The sequence below is a fragment of the Solwaraspora sp. WMMB762 genome (assembly GCF_049179115.1).
In the GTDB taxonomy this organism is placed as follows: domain Bacteria; phylum Actinomycetota; class Actinomycetes; order Mycobacteriales; family Micromonosporaceae; genus Micromonospora_E.
Window position 1 is genome coordinate 6445853 of the sequence record NZ_JBMHMD010000001.1, and the last position, 23353, is coordinate 6469205.

Below are 23353 nucleotides of genomic sequence, written 5' to 3' on the forward strand. Positions count from 1 at the left end.
CTTGGTGGTCGGGTGGGTCAGGCAGTTTGAGCGCGCAGGACGCGCAGTCCGCCGCGACGCTTGACGGCGCGCCGCTCCTCTTCGCTCATCCCGCCCCAGACGCCAGCGTCCTGTCCGGACTCCAGCGCCCACTGCAGGCACTGGTCGGTCACGGAGCAGCGCCGGCAGACAGCCTTGGCCTGCTCGACCTGCAGGATCGCGGGGCCGGACGTCCCGATCGGGAAGAACAGCTCCGGGTCCTCGTCGCGGCAGACAGCATGGTGACGCCAGTCCATGGCGGCAACACTCCTCATTCTGGATCGGTGGCGGTAAATGCTCCGGTCTTTCTTTATGCGCCCGCGCAGTCGGCCACAACGGAATGCGTCCGTCGGATCGGCAGCGCGTGAGCAGGCGTAAGCCTGTGGAACGTTGCTCCTAGCTGCCGCGTGGCGAGCGCATCCAGGCAACGTCCCGGGGTGAATCGGTCCGCTTGTGAATACTTTCACGAACCCCTGCGATGTCAAGAGCAGCGCTCAGAAAAAGTCCAATCGGGTGAGCAACGTCACGACCCTTTTGTCCGTTTTCTGACGCTCACCGACACCCGGAGTGCGACAGTCAAGAATCAATGTAGTACGGTCCGCGCCGCAGTGCAGGCATTTCAGCCACGTGTCTTCCGTGCCTCCGGTCACTCTCCGCAGTCGAAGCTCAGTTACGGAGCGTGTCAGAAGACCACCCGCAGGGCCTCTCGGACCGCCGTGAAACGGACTTTGAGCCGCTCCCCGAGATAATCGCCGTCGAGTTGGAAGGCCTGTGGTTGTGTTGCGGATAGCGTAAATTCGGACAAATCGTGCAGTCGGACGAGCTGGCGGCCGCGCGGATCCGGTCGGCTGGCGGCGACCTGGGCCAGAGTGCGGGTGGTGCTCGGCACATGCAATTGGCGAAGCGCCATCACGTCCAGGCCGAGATCGAAGGACGCCTCCGGATTCGGATTGATCGCCCGTTCACCTATGAACGTCCACGGCGCGGTGTTCTGGACCACGACGGTGGCGAGTTCGGCCGCCACCAGCTCGCCGGCCCGCTCCAACCGGATCGCCGGATGCCGCCGGTCCATCCCAATGAAGAACTCGCTGACCATCGAACGCAGGTAGAGCCCGATGGTCGACCGGCGCCCGCGCAGCCGGGCTCGCTCGACCTGCCGGATCACCGCCGCGTCCAGCCCCAGCCCAGCGCAGAAGGTGAAGTACCGGTCGTCGGCGCGGCCCAGACCGACGGTACGGAACCGCCCGGTCCGCAGACCCTCCAGCAGTACGCTCGTCGCCTCCGGCCACTGCGGCGGCAGCCCCACCGCACGGGCGAAGACGTTCGTCGAGCCGAGCGGCACCACCGCCAGCGCCGGCAGCCGGTCCGCCGCCGGACCCGGCAGCGTCTCCATCGCCGGAGCAGACGTCATCAGGCCGTTGACGGCCTCGTTCACGGTGCCGTCGCCGCCCAGCGTGACCACCACGTCGAAGCCGTCCTCAGCGGCCGCCCTGGCCAACGCGACGGCATGCCCGCGCCGGTGGGTGGACGCCACCGACAGGTCGACTTCGCTGCGCAACGCCCGGACGATCACGTCCCGGGTGCGCTCGCTGGTGGTGGTGGCCTTCGGATTGACCACCAAGAGGGCCCGCATGGGCGGCACTTTATCGCGAGCCGTCGCGGGTATCGTGACGCCGTGACCATCGACGCACAGCCCACACCGGCGACCCTGCGGTGGGCGGTGTGGGCGTTGGCCGGGGAGGCGGTGGCCGTCGGGCTGGTCGCCGGCTACCTCGCGTACCAGGACGTCACCAGCACCGCGACCGACCTCGCCTCGGCGCTGATCGTCACCGGGTTCGCCGTCGGCGGCGCGGTGCTGCTGGCGGTGCTGGCCCGTGCCGTGGCCCGCCGCCGCAGCGCGGCGCGGGCACCGGCCATCGTCGCGCAGTTGATGCTGCTACCGGTCGGCTATTACATGATCGTCGGCGGCCTGGCCTGGCTCGGCGTGCCGCTGATCGGGCTCGGGCTGGTGGTGACCGCTCTGCTGGTGGCCCCGCCGACGACCCGGGCCTTCGGGCTGGAGTGACCAACCGAACACCGGCGGGACGGCCGCCGGTGGAGAACTCCTGCGGGGTCAGTGGCCGCCGGACCGGCGGGTGAGCAGTCTGATGCTGGCCTGGCCGCTGCTGGCGGTCGCCGACGCCGAGCTGGTCAGCGCCCGGAGCACCTTCCAGGCGAAGGAGGAGTCCGGTGGCAGCCGGGCATCGCGTACCGTCGCGACGGCGACCTCGACGGTCAGCGCGTCGTCGGTCACCGAGAACCGGCACTGCAGGTCCGCGTCGCGGGTGGCGACGGCGAGCAGCATGGCGCAGGCCTCGTCGACCGCGATCCGCAGATCCTCGATCTCGTCCAGCGCGAAGTGCAGGCGTGCGGCCAGCCCGGCCGTCGCGGTACGCAGCACGCTCAGGTAGCCACCGTCGGCAGGCACGGTGAGCAGCACCACGTCATCATCGACGGTCGGCTCGGATTGTGTGACCAGCGAACTCATCCCGGATACCCCCGCGTGGACTCTACCGGTTGACGTCTATCCCTGCGGTGTCATCCGGAGCGATTCGTCGTCCGACCGAGCCGGGCGGGTGGTACGCGGCACCTACCACGGCCTCGGCGGGCCGGCCCGTGCCCGGCGGACCCGGCCGGCCGGTGCGCGATGCGCACCGGCCGGACCGACGGATCACGCCTGCTTGGTCTCCCAGAAGATCTTCGCGATCTCGTCGATCTTGACCAGCAGCTCGTCCGCCTTGGCCGGATCGACCGACGCCTTGGTCCCGCCGCCGCCACCGGCGAGCTTGGTCGCCTCGTTGAACAGCTGGTGCAGCTGCGGGTACTTCTCGAAGTGCGGCGGCTTGAAGTAGTCGGTCCAGAGCACCCACAGGTGGTGCTTGACCAGCTCGGAGCGCTGCTCCTTGATGATCAGCGCCCGGGTGCGGAACTCCGGGTCGGTGTTCGCCTGGTACTTCTCCGCGATCGCCTTGATGGATTCGGCCTCGATCCGGGCCTGCGCCGGGTCGTAGACGCCACAGGGCAGGTCGCAGTGGGCGCTGACCACCGTGCGCGGAGTAAACATGCGTAGAAGTCGCATCAGGACCCTCCGTGTGTTGGCCGGCGGCACGATCGCCGGCACGCGTAAGCTGGAGGATGATCCTCCCTGCCGACCCTATCGCGCATCGGCCTCGCTGACCGGGCGGGAGGTGCAAGTGCTTCCACCACTGTTCGCCGTGCTCGTGCACGGCCCGTCGATGGTGCCCACCCTGCGGCACGGCGACGCGTTGCTGGTCCGCCGGGGCGGGCGGGCGGTCCGCCCGGGAGACGTGGTGGTCGCCACCTTCCGGTCCCGTCCCGGACTGCTGGTGGTCAAGCGAGTGGTACGGGCCGAGTCCGGTGGCTGGTGGCTGCGCGGGGACAACGATCTGGTCACCGACGACTCGCGTGCCTTCGGGGTGGCCGACGTGCGTGGTCGGGTGCTGTGCCGCTACTGGCCGCGGCCACGCCGGGTGGGCCCGGGCCACCAACTGCGGTGAACCACTTCGCAGGAAACCGCGCTGTGTGACACTATGCTCGACACGGAATCCGGGTGACCCCCGCAGCGCCTCGCCGGTCAACGCTGACCTCGCGCCGAGCCGGCGGCTATTTATCACGCTCAACGGCTCTGGAGTCACCATGTCTACTGTGGCAATTTCTGACCCGGTCTTCGACCTGCATCGGGGCGGCAAGATGGCGATCACGCCCACCGTCGCGCTGGCCGACCGGGACGACCTTTCACTCGCGTACACGCCGGGGGTGGCCCGGGTGTGCGAGGCGATCGCCGCCGATCCGACCCTGGTCGACGACTACACCTGGGTGTCGCACACGGTCGCGGTGGTCACCGACGGCACCGCGGTGCTTGGCCTCGGTGACATCGGCCCACGCGCCGCGATGCCCGTCATGGAGGGCAAGGCGGTGCTGTTCAAACAGTTCGGTGACGTCGACGCGGTGCCGATCTGCCTGGACACCCGGGACATCGACGCGATCGTGGCGACGGTCACCGCCCTGGCGCCGTCGTTCGGCGGAATCAACCTGGAGGACATCAGCGCGCCACGCTGCTTCGAGATCGAGCGCCGCCTCGACGAGGCGCTGCCGATCCCGGTCTTCCACGACGACCAGCACGGCACGGCGATCGTGGTGCTGGCCGCCCTGCGCAACGCGGTCGCCCTGCTGGACCGCAAGCTCGGCGACCTGCGGGTGGTGATCAGTGGTGCCGGCGCGGCCGGCGTCGCGGTGACCCGGATGCTGATCGCCGGCGGCGTCGACCCGGCGAAGACCGTGGTCTGCGACTCCCGCGGCATCATCCACTCCGACCGGGCGGACCTTACCGGCGTCAAGGCCGAGTTGGCCGCGATGACCGCCGCCTGTGCCGGTGGCATCGCCGACGCGCTGGTCGGCGCCGACGTGCTGATCGGCCTCTCCGGCGGGCAGATCGACGAATCGGCGGTCGCCGGCATGGCACCCGGCGGGATCGTCTTCGCGCTGGCCAACCCGACGCCGGAGGTCCACCCGGAGATCGCCCACCGGTACGCCGCCCTGGTGGCCACCGGCCGCAGCGACTTCCCCAATCAGATCAACAACGTGCTCGCCTTCCCCGGCGTGTTCCGGGGTGCCCTGGACGCCGGTGCCACCCGGATCACCGAGGGGATGAAGGTGGCCGCCGCCGACGCGATCGCCGGCGTCGTGGCCGACCTGCTGCAACCGGAGGCGTTCGTGCCGTCGGCACTCGATCCTCGGGTCGCGCCGGCGGTCGCCGCAGCGGTCGCCGCCGCCGCCCGCCGCGACGGCGTCGCCCGCCGCTGACCTGCGGTGCCTGCCGCTGACCTGCGGTGCCGGCCGGAACGCACGGCGCGCCGGCCGGCACCACGGCTGCTAGCGTGCGGTGCATGCGAGCTGTCTTCGCCTCGACCGTCGACGCCGACGACCCGCTTGCCGCGCTGTGCGTCGGTGAGCTGCCCGAACCGGACCTGCCCGCCCCGGACTGGACGGTGGTCGAGGTTCGGGCAAGCTCCCTCAACCATCACGACCTGTGGTCGCTGCGCGGCGTCGGGCTGCCCGCCGACCGGCTGCCGATGATCCTCGGCTGTGACGCCGCCGGGGTCGACGACGCCGGCAACGAGGTCGTCGTCCACTCGGTGGTGCCCGACCCGGCGGACCCACGCGGCATGTCGATCCTGTCCGAGCGCTACCCGGGCACGTTCGCCGACCGGGTCGCGGTGCCCCGGTCGAACCTGATCCCGAAACCCGCCGGGCTGACCTTCACCGAGGCGGCCTGCCTGCCCACCGCCTGGTTGACCGCGTACCGGATGCTGACCACCCGGGGCCGGGTCGACCAGGCCGAGTCGGTGCTGGTCCAGGGGGCGGGCGGTGGGGTGGCGACCGCAGCCGTGGTACTGGCCGTCGTGTTGGGCAAGCGGGTCTATGCGACCAGCCGGGACGCCGAAAAGCGGGAGCGGGTCGCCGCGCTCGGTGCCACCGCCCTGGCGCCGGGCAGCCGACTACCGGAGCGGGTCGACGTGGTGATCGAGACCGTCGGCGCGGCCACCTTCGACCATTCGATGAAGTCCGCCGCGCCCGGTGCCCGGATCGTCGTGTCCGGTGCCACCAGCGGCCACCTGCCCGCCGTCGACCTGCGCCGGGTGTTCGCCATGCAGCTGGAGATCCTCGGCACCTCGATGGGTACCCCTGACGAGCTGCGGGATCTGCTGGCGCTGTGCGCGCAGCGGGGCATTCGGCCGGTCGTCGACACCGAGTACGCCTTCAGCGAGGTGCGCGACGCCTTCACCCGGCTGCACACCGGCCGCACGTTCGGCAAACTGGTGCTCGACCACCGGCGCTGACCAGCCGCGCGACCGACTCCGTACCCGGGCCGGGTCAGAGCTGGTCGTCGAAGACGGCGACCCCGGCCGGCGGGTCGTCGGCCAGCCGCTGCCGGGCGGCGTCGTCGCCGTACAGCGTCCACCGCAGGAAGTCGGTGCTGGTGCCGAGCACCACGTCGTACGCCGGGTTGCCGGGCCTCAGCAGCGACTGACCATGGTCGCCGTCGGGCAGGCTCAGCATCGCCTTCGGCCACGGCACCCGGTCGTACGCTGCCTTGCCCGACGCGTACGACACCACCTCGTCCAGCTCGCCGTGGATGAACAGCTGCGGTGCGGCGGCCCCGCTGAACGCCGTACCGACGCCGAGTGCGCTGCCGGCCAGCACGACGCCGGCGTCCAGCCGGTCGTCCCGGGCGGCGGTGAACAACCCGACGGTGGTGATACCACCGGCCGAATGCCCGGCGGCGGCGACGTTTTCGACGTCGAGCCGGCCGGCGAACTCGTCACCGTCGCGGCCGTCGAGCGCCAGCAGCTCGTCCAGTACGTGCGACGCGTCCGCCGGCTGGTTGAGCACGTCCAGTGCGTTGCCGCCGGAGCCGCCCTGACTGGTGAACGGGTAGGTCGGGGCGGCGACGACGAACCCGGCCGCCGCCCACTCGGACAGCACCGTACGGTAGTCGGCCGGCTTGCCGCCGAGGCCGTGGCTGAACAGCACCACCGGGTACGGGCCGTCCCCGCCGACCGGGTACCAGACGGTGACCGGCAGCGGTCGGTCACCACGGTTCAGATCAAGGGTGCGGGTCCCGACGTCGAGTCGCCGCGTCGGTGCCGATCGGCCGGGCCGCTGGTCGGGCTGCGCCGACTCCGGAGCGGACTGGCCGGCCGCCGGATCGGGCTGCGTCGACGTCGGGGCGTCGGCGACCGGACCGGGCACGGCGGTGCCGCAGCCGGCCAGCGAGGTGGTGAGCAGTCCGACGGTGAGCAGGCCGGCTACCGCCGGACGGAAGTCACGCATTGGACGATTGTTACCGGCATCCGCCGGGTCGACCACCGGCGTCCGCCAGGTCGGTGACCGGCGTCCGCCGGGTTGATCACCGGCTCGCGCCGGCCGGTCGTGGCAGCGTTCGGCCGACTTCGCTAGGGTCTTCGTCATGTCTGACGAGTACGTCGATCCGAGCGGCAACACCGAGGCGTTCCGGGCCTTCCAGACCTCGCCGCCGCCGGTCGCCGACCAGCCGTCCCGGCTGCCGCTGATCATCGGTGTCGCGGTGGCGGTGGTGATCGTGGCCGCGATCGCCCTCTGGCTGGTGCTCTGACCTTCTCCGGCCGGCCCCGACCCGGCACCCGTGACCTGGGCCGGCAAGGGGTCAGCCGTCGGTCAGCACCGCCCGCGTCTGACTGGCGATCTCGTACTCCTCGTCGGTGGGGACCACCCACGCCTGCACCGGCGTGCCGTCCGGGGAGATCATCCGCTCGCCGTGAGCGTCGTCGTTGCGCCGCGCGTCGACCTGGACACCGATCCGGTCGAGCCCGGCCAGCGCCGCCGCCCGCACCGGGGCGGCGTTCTCGCCGACCCCGGCGGTGAAGACGATCGCGTCGACCCGACCGAGCAGCGCGTGGTACCCGCCGACGTAGAACCGGATCCGGGCACAGTAGATGTCGAAGGCGAGCCGGGCCGCCGGATCCCCGTCGGCGCGGCGGCGCAGCACCTCGCGCATGTCGCCGGCCCCGGTCAGCCCGACCAGGCCGCTGCGCTGGTTGAGCAGCCGGTCGACGTCGGCGGTCGACCAGCCGGCCACCCGTTCCAGGTGAAACACCACCGCCGGGTCGAGGTCGCCACTGCGGGTGCCCATCACCAGACCCTCCAACGGTGACAGCCCCATCGAGGTGGCCACGCTGCGGCCACCGGCCACCGCGCAGGCGCTGGCCCCGTTGCCCAGGTGCAGGGTGATCACATCGACGTCGGCCGGTGCCCGGCCGAGCAGGGCGGCGGCCCGCCGGGACACGTACGCGTGCGAGGTGCCGTGGAACCCGTACCGGCGGATGCCGTACCGCTGCGCGATGTCGGCGTCGATCGCGTAGCTGGCCTGCTCCGGCGGCAGGGTGCGGTGGAAAGCGGTGTCGAAGACCGCGACCTGCGGCACACCGGGCAGCAGCCGGCGGGCCTGGGCGATCCCGGTCAGGTTGGCCGGGTTGTGCAGCGGAGCGAGCGGCACCAGCCGCTCGATCTCGGCGACCACCTGGTCGGTGATCAGCGTCGGCTCGGCGAACCGGACACCGCCGTGCACCACCCGGTGCCCGACCCCGCCGAGCCCGGTCAGGTCGACCCGTCCGGCCATCAGCCGCAGCGCGGCCGCATGGTCGGCCGGCCCGCCACCGGGCTCGCCGATCCGTTCCACGGTGCCCTTGTCGACCACCTTGTCGCCGTCGAAGAGCTGGTATTTCAGCGACGACGAGCCGCAGTTGAGCACCAGGATCCGGGCCACGTCGCTCATCGCGCGGCCGCCTGGATCGCGGTGATCGCCACGGTGTTGACGATATCGGGCACGGTGGCTCCCCGGGACAGATCGTTGACCGGCCGGCGCAGACCCTGCATGACCGGCCCGACAGCGACCGCACCAGCCGAACGCTGCACCGCCTTGTAGGTGTTGTTGCCGGTGTTCAGGTCGGGGAAGACGAAGACGGTGGCCCGCCCGGCGACGTCGCTGCCGGGCAGCTTGGTGGCGGCGACCGTCGGGTCGATCGCTGCGTCGTACTGGATCGGGCCCTCGACCAGCAGGTCCGGACAGCGCTTGCGGACCAGGTCGGTGGCGGCGGCGACCTTTCGGACGTCGTCGCCGCTGCCGGAGGTCCCGGTGGAGTAGGACAGCATGGCGACCCTTGGCTCGATGCCGAACCGGGCGGCGGTCTGCGCCGAGCTGACCGCGATGTCGGCCAACTGGTCGGCGTCCGGGTCCGGGTTGACCGCGCAGTCGCCGTACACCAGCACCCGGTCGGCGAGCAGCATGAAGAACACGCTGGACGCGACCGACACGTCCGGCAGCGTCTTGATGATCTCGAAGGCGGGGCGGATCGTCGCGGCGGTGGTGTGGGTGGCCCCGGAGACCATGCCGTCGGCGTGCCCGACGTGCACCATCATCGTGGCGAAGTAGTTGACGTCGCCCATCACGTCGTGCGCCAGCTCCCAGGTGACGCCCTTGTGCCGGCGCAGCTGCGCGTACCGGGACGCGAAGTCGTCGCGCCACGGGCTGACCGCCGGGTCGACGACGCCGACCCCGTCGATCTGCACGCCCAGCTCGCGGGCCCGGCGACCGATGTCGTCGGCGTCGCCGAGCAGGGTCAGGTCGGCGACGCCGCGCCGTAGCAGGATCTCGGTGGCCCGCAGGATCCGCTCGTCGGTGCCCTCCGGCAGCACCAGCCGGCGGCGGGCGGCCCGGGCCCGGTCGATCAGCGCGTACTCGAACATCATCGGGGTGACCCGGGCCGACCGGGTCACGTCCAGCCGGCGGGCCAGCTCGGTCGTGTCCACGCTGGACTCAAAGGCGCCGAGCGCCGCCTCCACCTTGCGAGGGTTCGCGGTGCTGGGCCGGCCGGAAATCCGTCCGGCGGTGGCGACCGCATGGAAGCTGTCCGCCGGTGCGGACAGCACCGCCAGGTTGGTGCCGAGCCGCTCCACCAGGCGCATCGCCCGCGGGTCGGGCCGTTCGCCCAGGGTCAGCGCCACCCCGGCCAGCGACACCAGCCCGGCGGCGTGCGCCGCGCTGACCGCGACCAGCAGGTCCGCCCGGTCGCCGGGGGTGATCACCAGCGCGCCGTCGACGAGATGGTCCAGCAGCACCGGCACGTGCGCCGCGCCGACCACGAAGTCCAGCACGTCACGGCTCAAGGCGGTGTCGTCGCCGGCCAGCACGGTGGCGTCGAGAGCGCCGGCGACCTCGGCGACGGTCGGTGCGGAGACCGCCGGGATCTCCGGGATGGCGTAGACCGGCACCGGCAGCGTCGGCGTCACCACCCCGGCGTCGACCCGGTTCGCGATCACGGCCAGCACCGTCGCACCGAGCTCGGTCAACGAGTGGTACGCGCTGCGGGCCGCGCCGGCGACCTCGGCGGCGTCCCGACGGATCCCGTCGACGAGAGCCACCACCACGCTGCCGAACTCGGTGGCCAGCCGGGCGTTGAACGCCAGCTCGCGGGGGAGACCGCCGTTGTCGCCGGTGTCGTCGAAGTCGCTGCCGATCACCAGCACCGCCGGGCAGCGCCGCTCCAGTTCGCGGTACCGGTCGACGATCCGGGAGATCAGCTCCTCCCGCCGGCCGTCGGCGACCAGCTCGGCCGCCTCGGCGTAGCTGGCCCCGTACAGCTGGTCGTCGGGCAGGTCGATCCGGTAGCGCTCACGCAGCAGGGTCAGGGTCGCGTCCGGGCCGGCGCCGGTGACCAGCGGCCGGAACACCCCGATCCGTTCGACCCGGCGGGACAGCAGCTCGGCCAGGCCGAGGGCGACGGTGGACTTGCCGCCACCGGGGCCGAGACCGGCCAGGTAGACACTTCGCGCCACCGCCCCAACGTACAAGGCGCAGGCGCCCGGAGTCTGGTGACCTTGGTCCCGGCCCGGGTGGGTCCAGCGTCAACGCCTGGCTCAGTCGTCCTCGTCGTCGAGCCGGGCCAGCCAGGTGGCGAACCGTTCCACCGGGGTCTCGAACTCCGGGTGCAGGTCGACGAAGTCACGCAGCCGTTCGGCGAGCCAGGAGATGGCGACCTCCTCCTCGCCGCGGCGCTGCGCCAACTCCTCGATGCCCCGGTCGGTGAAGTACACGTGTGCCTCCCGGTCAGCGTCGCGGCAGCGCGGCGTCGATCAGCGCGGACTGCTCGACGTCGTGCAGCTTCGTCGAGCCGACCGCCGGCGCCGCCGCCGCCGGCCGGGAGATCCGCCGCAGCCGTACGCCGTCGAGATGCTCCAGCAGGTTGAGCGCGACGAACGACCAGGCACCCTGGTTGGCCGGCTCCTCCTGGACCCAGGCGAAGTCCTCGGCGTTCGGGTAGCCGGCAAGCGCCGCCCGGATCTGCTCCACCGGCAGCGGGTACAGCTGCTCCATCCGGACGATCGCGGTGTCGGTGTCGAGCTGACCGTTGCCTCCGGCGACCGCGTGTCGTTCGGCACGGGCCTGCAGCAGGTCGTAGTAGATCTTGCCGGTGCACAGCAGCACCCGCTTGACCGCCGCCGGCCGGCCGTCGGCCACCGGGTCCGGCAGCACCGGCTGGAAGGTGCCGGAGGTGAAGTCGGCGACCGAGGAGACGCAGAGCTTGTGCCGCAGCAGCGACTTGGGGGTGAACACCACCAGGGGTTTGCGCTTCGGCGACAGAGCCTGCCGGCGCAGCAGATGGAAGTAGTTCGCCGGGGTGGACGGGATCGCGACGCGCATGTTGTCCTCGGCGCACATCTGCAGGTAACGCTCCGGACGCCCGGACGTGTGGTCCGGGCCCTGCCCTTCGTGGCCGTGCGGCAGCAGCAGGGTCAGCGCGGACCGCTGCCCCCACTTGACCTCGCCGGAGGAGACGAACTCGTCGACGATCGACTGGGCGCCGTTGACGAAGTCGCCGAACTGCGCCTCCCAGAGCACCAGCGCCTCCGGGTTCTCCACCGAGTAGCCGTACTCGAAGCCCATCGCCGCGTATTCGCTGAGCAGTGAGTCGTGTACGAAGAACCGCGACTCGTCGGTGACCAGGCTGGCCAGCGGCAGGTAGTCCCGCCCGGTGCGGGCGTCGACCACCGAGGCGTGCCGCTGTACGAAGGTGCCACGGCGGGAGTCCTGGCCGGCCAGCCGGACGGTGACGCCGTCGGCGAGCAGCGTGCCGAACGCGACGATCTCGCTGAAGCCCCAGTCGATGTCGCCGGAGACCGACATCTTCGCCCGCCGCTCCAGCAACTGCTGGATGCGCTTGTGCGGGGTGAAGCCCTCCGGCAGGTCCACATGCGCGTCGCCGACCGCCCGCACGGCGGCGGCGTCCACTGCGGTCGCCACCTGTGGCTCCGGCTCCGGCTGTCGGCCGGGCAACCGGCTGGTCGCCGAGGTGGCGGCGTCCCGGGTCGCCTTGAACACCTGCTCCAGCTGGGTCTGGTAGTCGCGCAGCAGCTCCTCGGCGTCGGTGATGGTGATGTCACCCCGGCCGATCAGCTCTTCGGTGTAGAGCTTGCGGACGCTGCGCTTCGAGTCGATGATCGCGTACATCAACGGGTTGGTCATCGACGGATCGTCGCCCTCGTTGTGCCCGCGCCGCCGGTAGCAGACCAGGTCGATTACGACGTCCTTGTTGAACGCCTGGCGGTACTCGAAGGCGAGCCGGGCGACCCGGACCACCGCCTCCGGGTCGTCGCCGTTGACGTGGAAGATCGGCGCCTCGATCATCCGGGCCACGTCGGTGGAGTAGAGCGAGGAGCGGCTGTGCTCCGGCGCGGTGGTGAAACCCACCTGGTTGTTGACCACGACGTGCACCGATCCGCCGGTCCGGTAGCCGCGCAGCTGCGACAGGTTGAGCGTCTCGGCGACCACGCCCTGCCCGGCGAACGCGGCGTCGCCGTGCACCAGCAGCGGCAGGACGGTGTAGCCCTCCAGCTTGAGGTCGATCCGGTCCTGCTTGGCCCGGACGATGCCCTCCATCACCGGGTCGACCGCCTCCAGGTGCGACGGGTTGGCGGTCACCGACACGGTGATGCCGTGCTCGCCGTCCGGGGTGGTGAACTTGCCGACCTGGCCGAGGTGGTACTTGACGTCCCCGGAGCCCTGGGTCGACTTCGGGTCGAGGTGCCCCTCGAACTCGGAGAAGATCTTCTCGTACGGCTTGCTGACGATGTTGGCGAGCACGTTGAGCCGGCCCCGGTGGGCCATGCCGATGACCACCTCGTCGAGGTCGGCCCGGGCCGAGGACTGCAGGATCTCGTCCAGCAGCGGGATCAGCGACTCGCCGCCCTCCAGCGAGAAGCGCTTTTGCCCGACGTACTTGGTCTGCAGGAAGGTCTCGAACGCCTCGGCCGCGTTGAGCCGGTTGAGGATGTGCTTCTGCTCGGCCGCGTCGGGCTTCTCATAGCCGCGCTCGATGCGCTCCTGGATCCAGCGGCGCTCCTCCGGATCCTGGATGTGCATGTACTCGATGCCGACCCGGCGGCAGTAGGAGTCGCGCAGCACGCCGAGGATCTGCCGCAGCTTCATCCGCTGCTGGCCGGCGAAGCCGTCCACCGGGAAGGTGCGGTCCAGGTCCCACAGGGTCAGGCCGTGCTGCAGCACGTCCAGGTCCGGGTGCTTACGGATCTTGAACTCGAGCGGGTCGGTGTCGGCCATCAGGTGCCCGCGCACCCGGTACGCGTGGATCAGCTCGTTGACCCGCGCCGTCTTGTTGATCTGCCCCTCGGAGCTGACCGCCACGTCGCGCACCCAGCGCACCGGCTCGTACGGGATCCGCAGCGCGGTGAAGAGCTGGTCGTAGAAGCCATGCTCGCCGAGGATCAGCTCGTGCATGGTCTTGAGGAACTCGCCGGACTGCGCACCCTGGATGATCCGGTGGTCGTAGGTGCTGGTCAGCGTGATCACCTTGCTGACCGCCAGGTCGGCGAGGGTCTCTTCGGACATTCCGGCGTACGGGGCCGGGTACTCCATCGCGCCGACGCCGATGATCGCCCCCTGCCCGGTCATCAGCCGGGGCTGGGAGTGCACCGTACCGATGCCGCCCGGGTTGGTCAGCGAGATCGTGGTGCCGTTGTAGTCGTCCATGGTCAGCTCGCCCCGGCGGGCGCGGCGGACCACGTCCTCGTACGCCTGCCAGAACTGCCGGAAGTCCATCTGCTCGCACGCCTTGATCGACGGCACCACCAGGGTCCGGGAGCCGTCCGGCTTGGCCAGGTCGATGGCGATGCCGAGGTTGACGTGCTCCGGCGCGACCATGTTCGGCTTGCCGTCGATCTCGGCGAAAGAGTTGTTCATCTCCGGGTGCTGGACCAGCGCCCGGACCATGGCGTACCCGATCAGGTGGGTGAAGCTGACCTTGCCGCCACGGCCCCTGGCCAGGTGGTTGTTGATCACGATGCGGTTGTCGACCAGCAGCTTGGCCGGGACCGCGCGCACACTGGTCGCGGTCGGTACCGCCAGCGACGCGTCCATGTTCTGCACGATCCGGGCGGCGACCCCGCGCAGCGGCGTCTGCCGACTGCCGCCGGCCGCCGAACCGTTCCCGGCTGCTGCCTTGTCAGCTGCCTTGGCCGCCGTTTTGGTCGCGGCGGCCCGGCCGCCGGTCGACCTACCGGCGGCCACCTTTCCGGTGCTCTCCGTGTCGGCGGCCGGCTTGGCCGGTGCCGTCTTGCCCGCCGGCGCTGCCTTGCCCGCCGCTGGCGTCCTGCCGGCCGGTGCGTTCGCCCGGGTGGGGCTGCTCTTGGCCGCGGTCGGCTCGGCCGCCTGGCGGGTGGTCCCACGCCCCGGCGCGGGTGCCTCGGTCTGCTGGACGGATTGCGCGGCCGGTGCGTCGGTGCCGGCCCGGGCGGCGGCCGTCGTCGCCGCCGCGGCGGACGCCTGGCTGGGCGAGGCGACCTGCTCGGGGCTGTAGTCGGCGAAGAAGTCGTGCCAAGCCGGATCTACGCTGGCGGGATCGGTGAGATACTTCTGGTACATCTCATCGACGATCCACTCGTTCGGGCCGAAGCCCGCCAGCGGATTGTCCTGCGAAGTCTGCTGGGTCGACACGGCCGGTAATCGCCTCTTTCACGCGGTCGGATTGTCACGCGGGGGACGCCACCAGGGTCGGGGCGCTGGTCGGGGACGGCTACCAGGCTACGCCGTACGCCGACGGGCGGCATTGTCGCATGCGGCTCGTGTCACTTTTCACAACGGCTGCCCCAGCCGCACCGGCCGGCACGGCGGTTGCCGTACCGGCCGGAATGGCAGGTCAGTGGTGATATTCGCCGACCGGTCAGGAGATGTCCCGACGGCGGGTGATCACCGTACCGATGATGCCGGTCAACAACGCGTAGGCGATCAGGATCAGCGCACCGGTCCACCGGGGTGGGCTGTCCGGCAGGTCGGTGCCGGCGACCATCAGCTGCGACGCGATCGAGGGCACCAACCACTGCAGGTCGCTGATCCAGTCGCCGAACCGGGACGCCAGCGTGGCCAGGATGATCGCCGTGCCGAGGTAGCCGCCCAGGTAGAGCAGGATCGCCGAGACGGTGGCCCCGAGCTGACTGCGGATCAGCACTCCGAAGCCGACCCCGAAGATCGCCCACAGCAGGTAGGCCAGGCCGTTGAGCCCGACTGCCTCCCAGACCGCGCCCGAGCCGAACTCCGGACCGATGTCGAAGGTGGCCAGCACCAGCGCGCCGGCGATCAGGTTGACCACCGTGGTGATCAGCCAGAAGACGAAGCCGAGCAGCGACGCGGCGGCCAGCTTCGCCAGCACCACCTCGGTACGTCGCGGGCTGGTCAGGAAGGTCGTGGTCGCGGTCTGATGGAAGTACTCGTTGGTCACCACGATCACGCCGAGCAGCATCACGACCAGCAGCCCGAAGAACTGGCCGTTGGTGTAGAGGTTGGCCGCCAGCGCCGGCGCCTCACTGACCGCGCTGAGCACCTCGTCGTTCTCCGGCGTCGTCGGGCCGAACCGCTCCGGGTCGGACAGCACGCTGGTCTGCACGTAGTTGACCAGCAGGGTTACCGCCCACAGCGGTAGGTAGATCAGGCCGAAGACCCACCAGGTGGCGGTGGTGGTGATCTTGAGCAGCTCGCTGCGTACCAGGTTCATCGGATGGCCGCCTTCGCGCTGGTCAGGTCCAGGAAGACCCGTTCCAGGTCGGGTCGTTCGGTGGTCAGCTCATGCAGCTCGACGCCCTCGGCCAGCGCGGTCCGGCCGACCGTCGGCGCGTCCGCCCCGACGACCAGCAGCGTGCCGTCCGGCGCGGTCTGCACCGTCGCCTCGGCCCGGCTCAACGCCGCCGTCAGCTTCTCGCCGTGCGGGGTGCGGACCCGGATCGTCGGGGCACCGGACATCGAGGCCATCACCTCGGCGACCGGGCCGTGCCGGACCAGCCGACCGGCCGCGATGATCACCACGTCGTCGGCGAGCAACTGCATCTCCGCCAGCAGGTGGCTGGAGACGAGCACCGTACGACCCTGCGCCGCGAACGACTTGAGCAGGTCCCGCATCCAGCGGATCCCCTCCGGGTCCAGCCCGTTGGCCGGCTCGTCGAGGATCAGCACCTTCGGGTCGCCCAGCATCGCCGCGGCGATCCCCAGCCGTTGCCGCATGCCGAGCGAGTAGCCCTTGAACTTGCGCTTCGCGGCCGGTGTCAACCCGACCAGGCCGAGCGTCTCCTCGGCGCGGCGCAGCGGGAACCCGGCGGCGGCGCAGATCACCCGCAGATGGTTGATGCCGGATCGGCCCTTGTGCGCGCTGGACGCCTCCAGCACCGCGCCGACGTGCCGCAGCGGATCGGTCAGGTCGGCGTACCGCCGCCCACCCACGGTGGCATGACCGCTGGTCGGCGTGACCAGGTTGAGCATCATCCGCAGGGTGGTCGTCTTGCCGGCCCCGTTCGGGCCGAGAAAGCCGGTCACCCGCCCCGGCTCCACGGTGAACGACAGATCGTCGACCGCGCGGACGTTGCGGTACTGCTTGGTCAGCCCGGAGACGACGATGCGTCCGTCCTCCGACATGTGGCTCCTTTCGTCACACCGCCCCGTCACCCGGCGGCGGGGCCGGCGATGGCGATCCAGGTCGCCCGGGCCGCCGCCAGCGGTTGTCCCGCAGCATCGTAGAGCGTCGTGCGTACCTCGGCCTTGCGGCCGCTGGTTTCGATCAACTCGCCGACCACCACGCAGCGCTGGCCCGGTGCCGGCAGCGCGGCCACCGTCGCGGTCATCCGGCCCAGCAGGTACGGCCGGCCGGCGGCGAGCACCGCCCAGCCGCCGGGGCAGTCCAACGCGGCCCAGACCGTCGGCACCGTACGGTCGTCCGGGACGACGAACGGCGCGGCGGTGCGCCCGTCACCCACCGGCCCGGCGAACACCCGCAGACCGTCGGGGCGTCGCGGGCCGCAGACGTAGCAGTCCGGGAACGGATGCGCGTCGTGCCCCGGGTACCGGGCGCTGGCGGCCTCCGCCGTGGCCAGGTCGACCGGCGGTACGGTCGGCTCGCCCGCCGGGCCGGCCGAGCCGTCAACCGGGCCGGTCAGGCCGTCGATCGAGCCGACGACCGCCTCGGCCTCGGCGATCAGCGTGACCGGATCCCCGCCGGTCTCCACGCTCAGGGCGTCCTCGGCGGTACGCACCACCCGCAGTTCGCTGTCCAGCGGCGGCGGCCGGCGCAGGGTCACCCGGACCGGTCGACCGGGAACCACGGTGGCCGGGTCGGCGCGCAGCAGCGCCTGGGCGAAGCGGCCGGCCGCGTACCCGCCGTTGGCGGAGCCGGTCGGGCCGTTGAACCGGGCGGAGATCAGCACCGGACCATCCTCGCAGTCGGCCGCCACCGCCGTTCGATCGCCACCGCCGTTCACCGGATCGACACCGGTGCCATCCGCTACCGACACGCCGACGGTTCCGGGGCACCTTACACAGTTGTCATGGCCGTGTTGCTGACCGCCGCCACCCCAACCAGGACCAGCGAGTACGTCGTCTCGGTCGCCGATCACACCGATCAGGTCGCCGCCGCGCAGCGACTGCGCCGCCAGGTGTTCGCCGCCGAGTTCGGTGCCGAGTTCGGTGCCGGTTGCGACACCCGCTCCGGCGGGTTGGACGCCGACCGGGACGTCGACGGGTTCGACGAACACTGTGACCACCTGATCGTCCGGCACGGCCGGACCGGTGCCGTGGTCGGCACCTACCGGCTGCTGCCGCCGGACCGCGCCGCCCGGCTCGGCCGCTGGTACGCCGACACCGAGTTCGACACCAGACCACTGCGGCTCATCGGTGACCACCTGGTGGAGGCCGGCCGGGCCTGCGTGCACCCTGACCACCGGGGCGGCGCGGTGATCAACCTGATCTGGGCCGGCATCGCCCGCTACCTGCGGGACCGTGACCTGCGTTGGCTGGGCGGCTGTGCGTCGGTGCCGCTGCACGACGGCGGGGCGAGCGCCCACGCGGTCTGGCGCACGGTCCGGGACCGGCACCTGGCCCCGCCGCTGCTGAGGGTGCGGCCACGTCGCCCCTGGCTCGCCGAACCCGAACCGCCACCCGCACCGGTCCTGCCGGGGACCGGCCGGGTCGGCATGCCGCCGTTGCTGCGCGGCTACCTGCGACTCGGCGCCTGGGTGTGCGGCGAACCCGCGTACGACCCCGACTTCGCAGTCGCCGACCTGTACGTGCTGCTGTCGCTGGACCGGATCGATCCCCGTTACCTGCGTCACTTCCTGGAGCTGTGATGGCACCGAGATCGCTTGCCAGGTCACCCCGACCGGTCGGTCACGGCACCTTCTGGCGACCCCGATCCGGGTGTGGGGCCGGCTGCCTGCCGCCCCCGCCCACCGTGCCCGCCGCCGGCCGGTTGACCCGGCTGATCCGGCTGACCGGTGTGCTCGGCATGCTCGCCGCCGGGCTGGTCCTGCTGGTGCTGCTGCCGCTGCTCACCCGGCGGCTACGTCCGGTCGCCGGGCGGCTGTGGGCGCGCGGACTGCTGCGTACGCTCGGCGTCCGGCTGCGGCTGATCGGCCGGCTGCCGGACCGGGCGGCGCTGCTGGCCGCCAACCACGTCTCGTGGCTGGACACCCTGGCCATTCTCGCCGTCACCCCGGCCCGGCTGCTGGCCAAGCGGGAGATCCGCGGCTGGCCGGTGATCGGCGCGCTGGCCCGGGTCGGCGGCACCCTGTTCATCGACCGCGACCGGCCCCGTACGCTGCCCGGCACGGTCGCCGACGTCGCCGCCGCGTTGCGCGCCGGGCACCAGATCGCGGTGTTCCCGCAGGCCACCACGACCTGCGGCACCGCCGGGCGGGCCACCTCCGCCGGCCGGTGCAGTTCGGGTGCGCCGCGCCCGGCACCGTTTCGCCCCGCCCTGTTCCAGGCCGCCCTCGACGCGGAGGTGCCGGTCGTCCCGCTCACCCTCACGTACCACTTCGCCGGCCGGACCGGGACGCCGCCGGCCGGGCCGGCCGACCTGGCACCGGTCGACCCGGCACCGGCCGGGCCGGTGCCGACCAGCGTGGCGGCGTTCATCGGGGACGAGGCGTTGTGGCCGTCGGTACGGCGGGTGCTCGGGCTGCGGGACCTGGTGGTGACGCTGGACGCCGGCGCACCGCTGCCGCCGGACCGGTGCCGGCACCGGCGGGCCCTCGCCCGGCTCGCCGACCGCGACCCGGCACCGACCCGCTCCGCCCTCGACCTGGTCGGCTGAGGTCACTCGTCCCGGGCGTGGAGCTCACTCTCAGCTGATTGTCAGCGGCTCCCCAGGCCGAACCCAGACCGATCCGGGATGATGCGGTCATGACCGCATCGCAGACCGAGGCGAAGCTGCTCGTCGTCGAGGACGACCCGAACATCCTCGAACTGCTCTCCGCCAGTCTGCGGTTCGCCGGATTCGACGTCACCACCGCGACCAGCGGCAGCGCCGCGCTCAACGCCGCCCGCGAGCGCCGGCCCGACCTGGTGGTGCTCGACGTCATGCTGCCCGACCTGGACGGCTTCGAGGTGATCCGGATGATGCGGGAGGCCGGCACCCGTACCCCGGTGGTCTTCCTCACCGCGCGGGACGCCACCGACGACAAGATCCGCGGGCTGACCCTCGGCGGCGACGACTACGTCACCAAGCCCTTCTCGCTGGAGGAGCTGACCGCCCGCATCCGCGCGGTGCTGCGGCGTACCAGCAACGGCGGTCAGACCTCGTCCCGGCTCACCTTCGCCGACCTGGAGCTGGACGAGGAAACCCACGAGGTCTACCGGGCGGGCAACCGGGTGCAGCTGTCACCGACCGAGTTCAAGCTGCTGCGCTACCTGATGCTCAACGCCAACCGGGTGCTGTCCAAGGCGCAGATTCTCGACCACGTCTGGAACTACGACTTCCGGGGCGACGACAACATCGTCGAGTCCTACATCTCGTACCTGCGCCGCAAGGTCGACAACACCCAGCCCCGGCTCATCCACACCCTGCGTGGCGTCGGCTACGTGCTGCGCAAACCAGCGGCGTGAACAGGCCGACGCTGGCATCCGCCCCGGTGACGGGCTGGCTGCGCGGCGTACCGCTGCGGGTCAAGCTGGTCACCTCGGTGCTCAGCCTGGTCCTCACCGCGCTGCTGGTGATCAGCGTGAGCAGCGCGTTCTTCCTGCGCAGCTACCTGGTCGACCAGATCGACTCGGATCTGCGCGACTACGTCGTCGGCCTGCGCGAGGAGGTCAGCAAGGCGCAGCGTCTGCCGGTGTGGGACCAGCCCGCCTCGGTCGTCACCCGGCTACCGACCGACTACCTGGTGGTCGTCTCGTACCAGGACGGCCCGCTCGGCGGGCCCTACTACGACGACGACCGGATCGCCACCGACGAGCTGCCACGCTGGCCGGGCGACTGGGACGGCTTCGCCGCGCTGCAGGGCGAGCCGAAGACCGTGTACGCCCGCAACGGCGCCCCGCGCTGGCGGATGCTCTACGCGTCGCTGCCCACCGGCGACATCATCGCGGTCGGGCAGAGCCTCGTCGACGTCGACCGGGCGGTCAGCCGCCTGGTCTGGATCGACATCCTGGTCGGTATCGGAGTGGTGACGCTGCTGGCCCTGGCCGGCGCCGCGATCGTGCGGACCAACCTGCGACCGCTGGTCGAGATCGAGCAGACCGCGGCGGCCATCGCCGCCGGTGACCTGAGCCGGCGGGTGCCCGACCCGGAGCCGGGCGCGCATATGCCGCAGACCGAACTGGGCCGGCTGTCCCGCACGCTGAACGCGATGCTGACCCAGATCGAGGCGGCGTTCACGGCCCGGGCGAGCTCCGAGTGGGCGGCCCGGATGGCGGAGGCGTCGGCCCGGGAAGCCGCCGTCGCGGCCCAGTCCTCGGAGACCCGGGCCCGCCGGTCCGAGGAGCGGATGCGCCAGTTCGTCGCCGACGCCTCGCACGAGCTGCGTACCCCGTTGACCACCATCCGCGGCTTCGCCGAGCTGTACCGGCAGGGGGCGGCCGCCGCGTCGCCGCAGGAAGCGGCCCGGCTGGTCCGCCGGATCGAGGACGAGGCCGCCCGGATGGGTCTGCTGGTGGAGGATCTGCTGCTGCTGGCCCGCCTCGACCGGGAACGCCCGTTGGATCTGGCTCCGGTCGAGCTGCCGGTGCTGGCCAGCGACGCGGTGCACGCGGCCCGGGCGGTCGACCCGCAGCGCCGGGTGGAGCTGGACATCGGGCCCGGCGCCGGCCGGCTGGTGGTGCTGGGCGACGACGCCCGGCTGCGTCAGGTGATCGGCAACCTGATGACCAACGCCATCAACCACACCCCGGCCGACACGCCGGTCACCCTGCGGTTGCGGGCCGCCGAGCCGGGCTTCGCCACGGTCGAGGTGGCCGACGAGGGGCCCGGGCTCACCCCGGAGCAGTCCGAACGGGTCTTCGAGCGGTTCTACCGGGCCGACGCCGCCCGTACCCGCAGCGCGGAGCGGCCGACCGGCACCGGCCTCGGGCTGGCGATCGTCGCCGCCCTCGTCGCCGCCCACTCGGGCACCGTCGAGGTGCACAGCGGGCCCGGCGAGGGCGCCACCTTCCGGGTCCGGTTGCCGCTGGCCGACACCGAACTCGTCGACCCGGCTCCCATTGACGACGACGAATCCTGATTTTCAGGAAAACCTCAGCCGGAAATCAGGTGCGTCAAAGTGGCGGGGGGCAATCTGAACACATGAGCGAGCACGAGACCACGCCGCCGGCGGAGCCGTCGGACAAGGCTCAACCGCCGGCCAGCCCTTGGCAGGCCCCCGCCGCGTCGGGCCAGCCCGACCCGGCCGTCGGGCGTCCGTCCACCGACTGGACGCCGACCAACCAGCCGTACGCCGGCTCACCCGCGCCGGCCCAGCCCGCGCCCAACTCACCCGCGTCTGAGGTGCCCGCGTCCGCGACTCCCGCCTCCGAGGCACCCGCGTCGGCTCAGCCCGCGTCGGCTCAGCCCGTGTCGGCCCAGCCGGTCACCGGAGCGCCGCTCAGCGGCCAGCCGCAGGCCGGCCCGTACGCTCCCGGCTACGCCCAGGTGCCGTACGGGCACGGGCAGCACGGGCAGTGGAGCCACGGCCAGCCGTACGCCGGGCACGGCTACAGCCAGCCGCACGTCAGCTGGTCGCCGCCACCCGGCGCCGCCGCCCAGGCTGGCGCCCAGCGACCGCCGAACCGGGTCGGTCGGATCGTCGCCGGCTCGGCGGTCGTCCTCGCCCTGATGCTCGGCTCCGGTGCGGTCGGCGGTGCGGTGGTGGCCGCCTTCGACAACGGCAGCGCGGCGCCGGCGGTGCAGACCGGCAGCAACGGCGGCGGCAGCGCGGCACCGGTGATCGATCGCTCGTCGCTCGCCGAGATCGCCGACGCCGTCCAGGACAGCGTGGTGTCGATCTCCACCGGCTCCGGCGAAGGCTCCGGCGTGGTGCTCAACGCCGAAGGCTTCATCCTGACCAACAACCACGTCGTCGAGTCGGCGCGCGGCGGATCGGTCACCGTGTACTTCGCCGACGGTGGCTCCGCGTCCGGCAGCGTGGTCGGCACCGACGCGCGTACCGACCTGGCCGTGGTCAAGGTCGACGATGTGGACGGGCTGTCTCCGGCGACCCTCGGCGACAGCAGCACGATGCGGGTCGGCGACACCGTACTGGCCCTGGGCAGCCCGCTGGGTCTGCAGGGTTCGGTGACCGCCGGGATCATCAGCGCGCAGGACCGCACCATCTCGGTGGGTGGCGGCCAGCAGCAGAGCCCGTTCGGCGGCGGTGGTCAGGTCAGCTCGATGTCCGGGCTGCTGCAGACCGACGCCCCGATCAACCCGGGTAACTCCGGTGGCGCCCTGGTCAACACCAACGGCGAGGTGATCGGCATCAACACCGCGATCGCCACCTCCGGGCAGGGCGAGGGCAACATCGGGGTCGGCTTCGCGATCCCCAGCAACAAGGCCAAGGACGTGGCCGAAGCGCTGATGGCCGGCGAGGAGGTCAGCCACCCGTACCTCGGGGTGAGTGTGACCGCCGCCGACGAGGGCGGCGCGTTGATCGCGGCGGTCGAGGACGGCAGCCCGGCTGACCAGGCCGGCCTGGCCCAGGGCGACGTGGTCGTGCAGATCGGCGACACCCCGGTTAACGACTCGGACGACCTCGTCGCGGCGGTGCAGTCCGGCCGGGTCGGTGAGCAGATCGAGATCACCTACGAGCGCGACGGCGAGGCGCGGACCACCTCCGCCACCCTCGTCGACGCGCCGTGACCACGACATGACCACAGATTGACTTGCCTCCCCAGAAAAGAGCGGCGGGTGGTGTGACCAAGGGGGTTGGTCACGCC

At 71.7% G+C, this 23353-nt stretch carries 22 protein-coding genes; 10 read left to right on the forward strand and 12 right to left on the reverse strand.

Going from position 1 to position 23353, the window contains the following annotated elements; all coding sequences use genetic code 11:
• Positions 1-17 precede the first annotated feature (17 nt).
• Together ACN27J_RS28950 and ACN27J_RS28955 are read right to left on the reverse strand one after the other, a co-directional pair.
• The gene (locus ACN27J_RS28950) at positions 18-275 is read right to left on the reverse strand and encodes a WhiB family transcriptional regulator (protein WP_123605230.1); all 258 of its coding nucleotides are present in this window, start codon (positions 273-275) and stop codon (positions 18-20) included.
• A 425-nt stretch (positions 276-700) separates the two neighbouring features.
• Positions 701-1651, reverse strand: a complete 951-nt coding sequence (locus ACN27J_RS28955) for a diacylglycerol/lipid kinase family protein (RefSeq protein WP_421371087.1) — start codon at positions 1649-1651, stop codon at positions 701-703.
• Between the two features lie 42 nt (positions 1652-1693).
• On the opposite strand from ACN27J_RS28955, the gene ACN27J_RS28960 reads away from it, so the two are divergent.
• Positions 1694-2083, forward strand: a complete 390-nt coding sequence (locus tag ACN27J_RS28960; protein ID WP_421371089.1) for a hypothetical protein — start codon at positions 1694-1696, stop codon at positions 2081-2083.
• Positions 2084-2131: 48 nt separating this feature from the next.
• On the opposite strand, the gene ACN27J_RS28965 is transcribed toward ACN27J_RS28960, so the two are convergent.
• Positions 2132-2545 carry an ATP-binding protein gene (locus ACN27J_RS28965; RefSeq protein WP_421371090.1) on the reverse strand — a complete coding sequence of 138 codons (414 nt, stop codon included), beginning with the start codon at positions 2543-2545 and terminating at the stop codon, positions 2132-2134.
• A 183-nt stretch (positions 2546-2728) separates the two neighbouring features.
• Positions 2729-3136, reverse strand: coding sequence for a superoxide dismutase, Ni (gene sodN / locus ACN27J_RS28970; protein ID WP_123605226.1), 408 nt, complete (start codon positions 3134-3136; stop codon positions 2729-2731).
• A 109-nt stretch (positions 3137-3245) separates the two neighbouring features.
• Here sodN and ACN27J_RS28975 point away from each other — a divergent pair, with 109 nt between their 5' ends.
• The 3 genes from ACN27J_RS28975 (at position 3246) to ACN27J_RS28985 (ending at position 5918) form a co-directional block, all read left to right on the forward strand.
• Positions 3246-3575, forward strand: coding sequence for a S24/S26 family peptidase (locus ACN27J_RS28975; protein ID WP_421371092.1), 330 nt, complete (start codon positions 3246-3248; stop codon positions 3573-3575).
• Between the two features lie 139 nt (positions 3576-3714).
• Positions 3715-4881 carry an NAD(P)-dependent malic enzyme gene (locus tag ACN27J_RS28980; protein WP_421371094.1) on the forward strand — a complete coding sequence of 389 codons (1167 nt, stop codon included), beginning with the start codon at positions 3715-3717 and terminating at the stop codon, positions 4879-4881.
• Between the two features lie 83 nt (positions 4882-4964).
• Positions 4965-5918: a zinc-binding dehydrogenase gene (locus ACN27J_RS28985; RefSeq protein WP_421371096.1), complete on the forward strand. Its 954-nt coding sequence runs from the start codon at positions 4965-4967 to the stop codon at positions 5916-5918.
• Between the two features lie 34 nt (positions 5919-5952).
• Here the strand turns inward: ACN27J_RS28985 and ACN27J_RS28990 are convergent, their stop codons facing one another.
• On the reverse strand, positions 5953-6912 hold the full coding sequence (locus ACN27J_RS28990; protein ID WP_421371099.1) for an alpha/beta hydrolase family protein: 960 nt from the start codon (positions 6910-6912) through the stop codon (positions 5953-5955).
• Between the two features lie 136 nt (positions 6913-7048).
• Between ACN27J_RS28990 and ACN27J_RS28995 the strand changes: the two genes are divergently transcribed.
• Positions 7049-7213 (forward strand): hypothetical protein, encoded by a 165-nt coding sequence (locus ACN27J_RS28995; RefSeq protein WP_278167320.1) that lies wholly within the window; start codon positions 7049-7051, stop codon positions 7211-7213.
• A gap of 51 nt (positions 7214-7264) precedes the next feature.
• On the opposite strand, the gene ACN27J_RS29000 is transcribed toward ACN27J_RS28995, so the two are convergent.
• From ACN27J_RS29000 to ACN27J_RS29030, 7 genes are all read right to left on the reverse strand, one after another.
• A complete protein-coding gene (locus tag ACN27J_RS29000) occupies positions 7265-8383 on the reverse strand; it encodes an acetate/propionate family kinase (RefSeq protein WP_421372562.1) in 1119 nt (372 codons plus the stop codon).
• 5 nt (positions 8384-8388) lie between these two features.
• Entirely contained in the window at positions 8389-10452 is a 2064-nt protein-coding gene (pta, locus tag ACN27J_RS29005) for a phosphate acetyltransferase (protein ID WP_421371101.1), read from the reverse strand.
• Between the two features lie 81 nt (positions 10453-10533).
• Positions 10534-10710, reverse strand: a complete 177-nt coding sequence (locus ACN27J_RS29010) for a DUF6104 family protein (protein WP_199757927.1) — start codon at positions 10708-10710, stop codon at positions 10534-10536.
• A 13-nt stretch (positions 10711-10723) separates the two neighbouring features.
• The gene (locus ACN27J_RS29015; RefSeq protein WP_421371103.1) at positions 10724-14623 is read right to left on the reverse strand and encodes a multifunctional oxoglutarate decarboxylase/oxoglutarate dehydrogenase thiamine pyrophosphate-binding subunit/dihydrolipoyllysine-residue succinyltransferase subunit; all 3900 of its coding nucleotides are present in this window, start codon (positions 14621-14623) and stop codon (positions 10724-10726) included.
• 226 nt (positions 14624-14849) lie between these two features.
• Positions 14850-15677 (reverse strand): ABC transporter permease, encoded by an 828-nt coding sequence (locus ACN27J_RS29020; protein ID WP_421371106.1) that lies wholly within the window; start codon positions 15675-15677, stop codon positions 14850-14852.
• On the reverse strand, positions 15674-16588 hold the full coding sequence (locus tag ACN27J_RS29025) for an ABC transporter ATP-binding protein (protein ID WP_421371108.1): 915 nt from the start codon (positions 16586-16588) through the stop codon (positions 15674-15676). Before ACN27J_RS29025 ends, ACN27J_RS29020 begins: the two co-directional genes overlap by 4 nt.
• Before the next feature lie 26 nt (positions 16589-16614).
• On the reverse strand, positions 16615-17373 hold the full coding sequence (locus ACN27J_RS29030; protein WP_421372564.1) for a PaaI family thioesterase: 759 nt from the start codon (positions 17371-17373) through the stop codon (positions 16615-16617).
• A gap of 120 nt (positions 17374-17493) precedes the next feature.
• On the opposite strand from ACN27J_RS29030, the gene ACN27J_RS29035 reads away from it, so the two are divergent.
• The 5 genes from ACN27J_RS29035 (at position 17494) to ACN27J_RS29055 (ending at position 23276) form a co-directional block, all read left to right on the forward strand.
• Positions 17494-18291, forward strand: a complete 798-nt coding sequence (locus ACN27J_RS29035; protein WP_421371110.1) for a GNAT family N-acetyltransferase — start codon at positions 17494-17496, stop codon at positions 18289-18291.
• A complete protein-coding gene (locus ACN27J_RS29040; RefSeq protein WP_421371112.1) occupies positions 18291-19259 on the forward strand; it encodes a lysophospholipid acyltransferase family protein in 969 nt (322 codons plus the stop codon). Before ACN27J_RS29035 ends, ACN27J_RS29040 begins: the two co-directional genes overlap by 1 nt.
• Positions 19260-19348: 89 nt before the next feature.
• Positions 19349-20050 carry a response regulator transcription factor gene (locus ACN27J_RS29045; protein ID WP_123605215.1) on the forward strand — a complete coding sequence of 234 codons (702 nt, stop codon included), beginning with the start codon at positions 19349-19351 and terminating at the stop codon, positions 20048-20050.
• Positions 20047-21663, forward strand: coding sequence for a sensor histidine kinase (locus ACN27J_RS29050; RefSeq protein ID WP_421371114.1), 1617 nt, complete (start codon positions 20047-20049; stop codon positions 21661-21663). Before ACN27J_RS29045 ends, ACN27J_RS29050 begins: the two co-directional genes overlap by 4 nt.
• Before the next feature lie 62 nt (positions 21664-21725).
• Complete coding sequence (locus tag ACN27J_RS29055; RefSeq protein WP_421371116.1) at positions 21726-23276, forward strand: trypsin-like peptidase domain-containing protein; 1551 nt, start codon at positions 21726-21728, stop codon at positions 23274-23276.
• The last annotated feature ends 77 nt before the right edge of the window (positions 23277-23353 follow it).

Coding starts and splice junctions, on each gene's coding strand:
- ACN27J_RS28950 (WP_123605230.1), bottom strand. CDS start 275: ATGGACTGGCGTCACCATGCTGTCTGCCGCGACGAGGACCCGGAGCTG.
- ACN27J_RS28955 (WP_421371087.1), bottom strand. CDS start 1,651: ATGCGGGCCCTCTTGGTGGTCAATCCGAAGGCCACCACCACCAGCGAG.
- ACN27J_RS28965 (WP_421371090.1), bottom strand. CDS start 2,545: ATGAGTTCGCTGGTCACACAATCCGAGCCGACCGTCGATGATGACGTG.
- sodN (WP_123605226.1), bottom strand. CDS start 3,136: ATGCGACTTCTACGCATGTTTACTCCGCGCACGGTGGTCAGCGCCCAC.
- ACN27J_RS28980 (WP_421371094.1), top strand. CDS start 3,715: ATGTCTACTGTGGCAATTTCTGACCCGGTCTTCGACCTGCATCGGGGC.
- ACN27J_RS28985 (WP_421371096.1), top strand. CDS start 4,965: ATGCGAGCTGTCTTCGCCTCGACCGTCGACGCCGACGACCCGCTTGCC.
- ACN27J_RS28990 (WP_421371099.1), bottom strand. CDS start 6,912: ATGCGTGACTTCCGTCCGGCGGTAGCCGGCCTGCTCACCGTCGGACTG.
- ACN27J_RS28995 (WP_278167320.1), top strand. CDS start 7,049: ATGTCTGACGAGTACGTCGATCCGAGCGGCAACACCGAGGCGTTCCGG.
- ACN27J_RS29020 (WP_421371106.1), bottom strand. CDS start 15,677: ATGAACCTGGTACGCAGCGAGCTGCTCAAGATCACCACCACCGCCACC.
- ACN27J_RS29025 (WP_421371108.1), bottom strand. CDS start 16,588: ATGTCGGAGGACGGACGCATCGTCGTCTCCGGGCTGACCAAGCAGTAC.
- ACN27J_RS29035 (WP_421371110.1), top strand. CDS start 17,494: ATGGCCGTGTTGCTGACCGCCGCCACCCCAACCAGGACCAGCGAGTAC.
- ACN27J_RS29040 (WP_421371112.1), top strand. CDS start 18,291: ATGGCACCGAGATCGCTTGCCAGGTCACCCCGACCGGTCGGTCACGGC.
- ACN27J_RS29045 (WP_123605215.1), top strand. CDS start 19,349: ATGACCGCATCGCAGACCGAGGCGAAGCTGCTCGTCGTCGAGGACGAC.
- ACN27J_RS29055 (WP_421371116.1), top strand. CDS start 21,726: ATGAGCGAGCACGAGACCACGCCGCCGGCGGAGCCGTCGGACAAGGCT.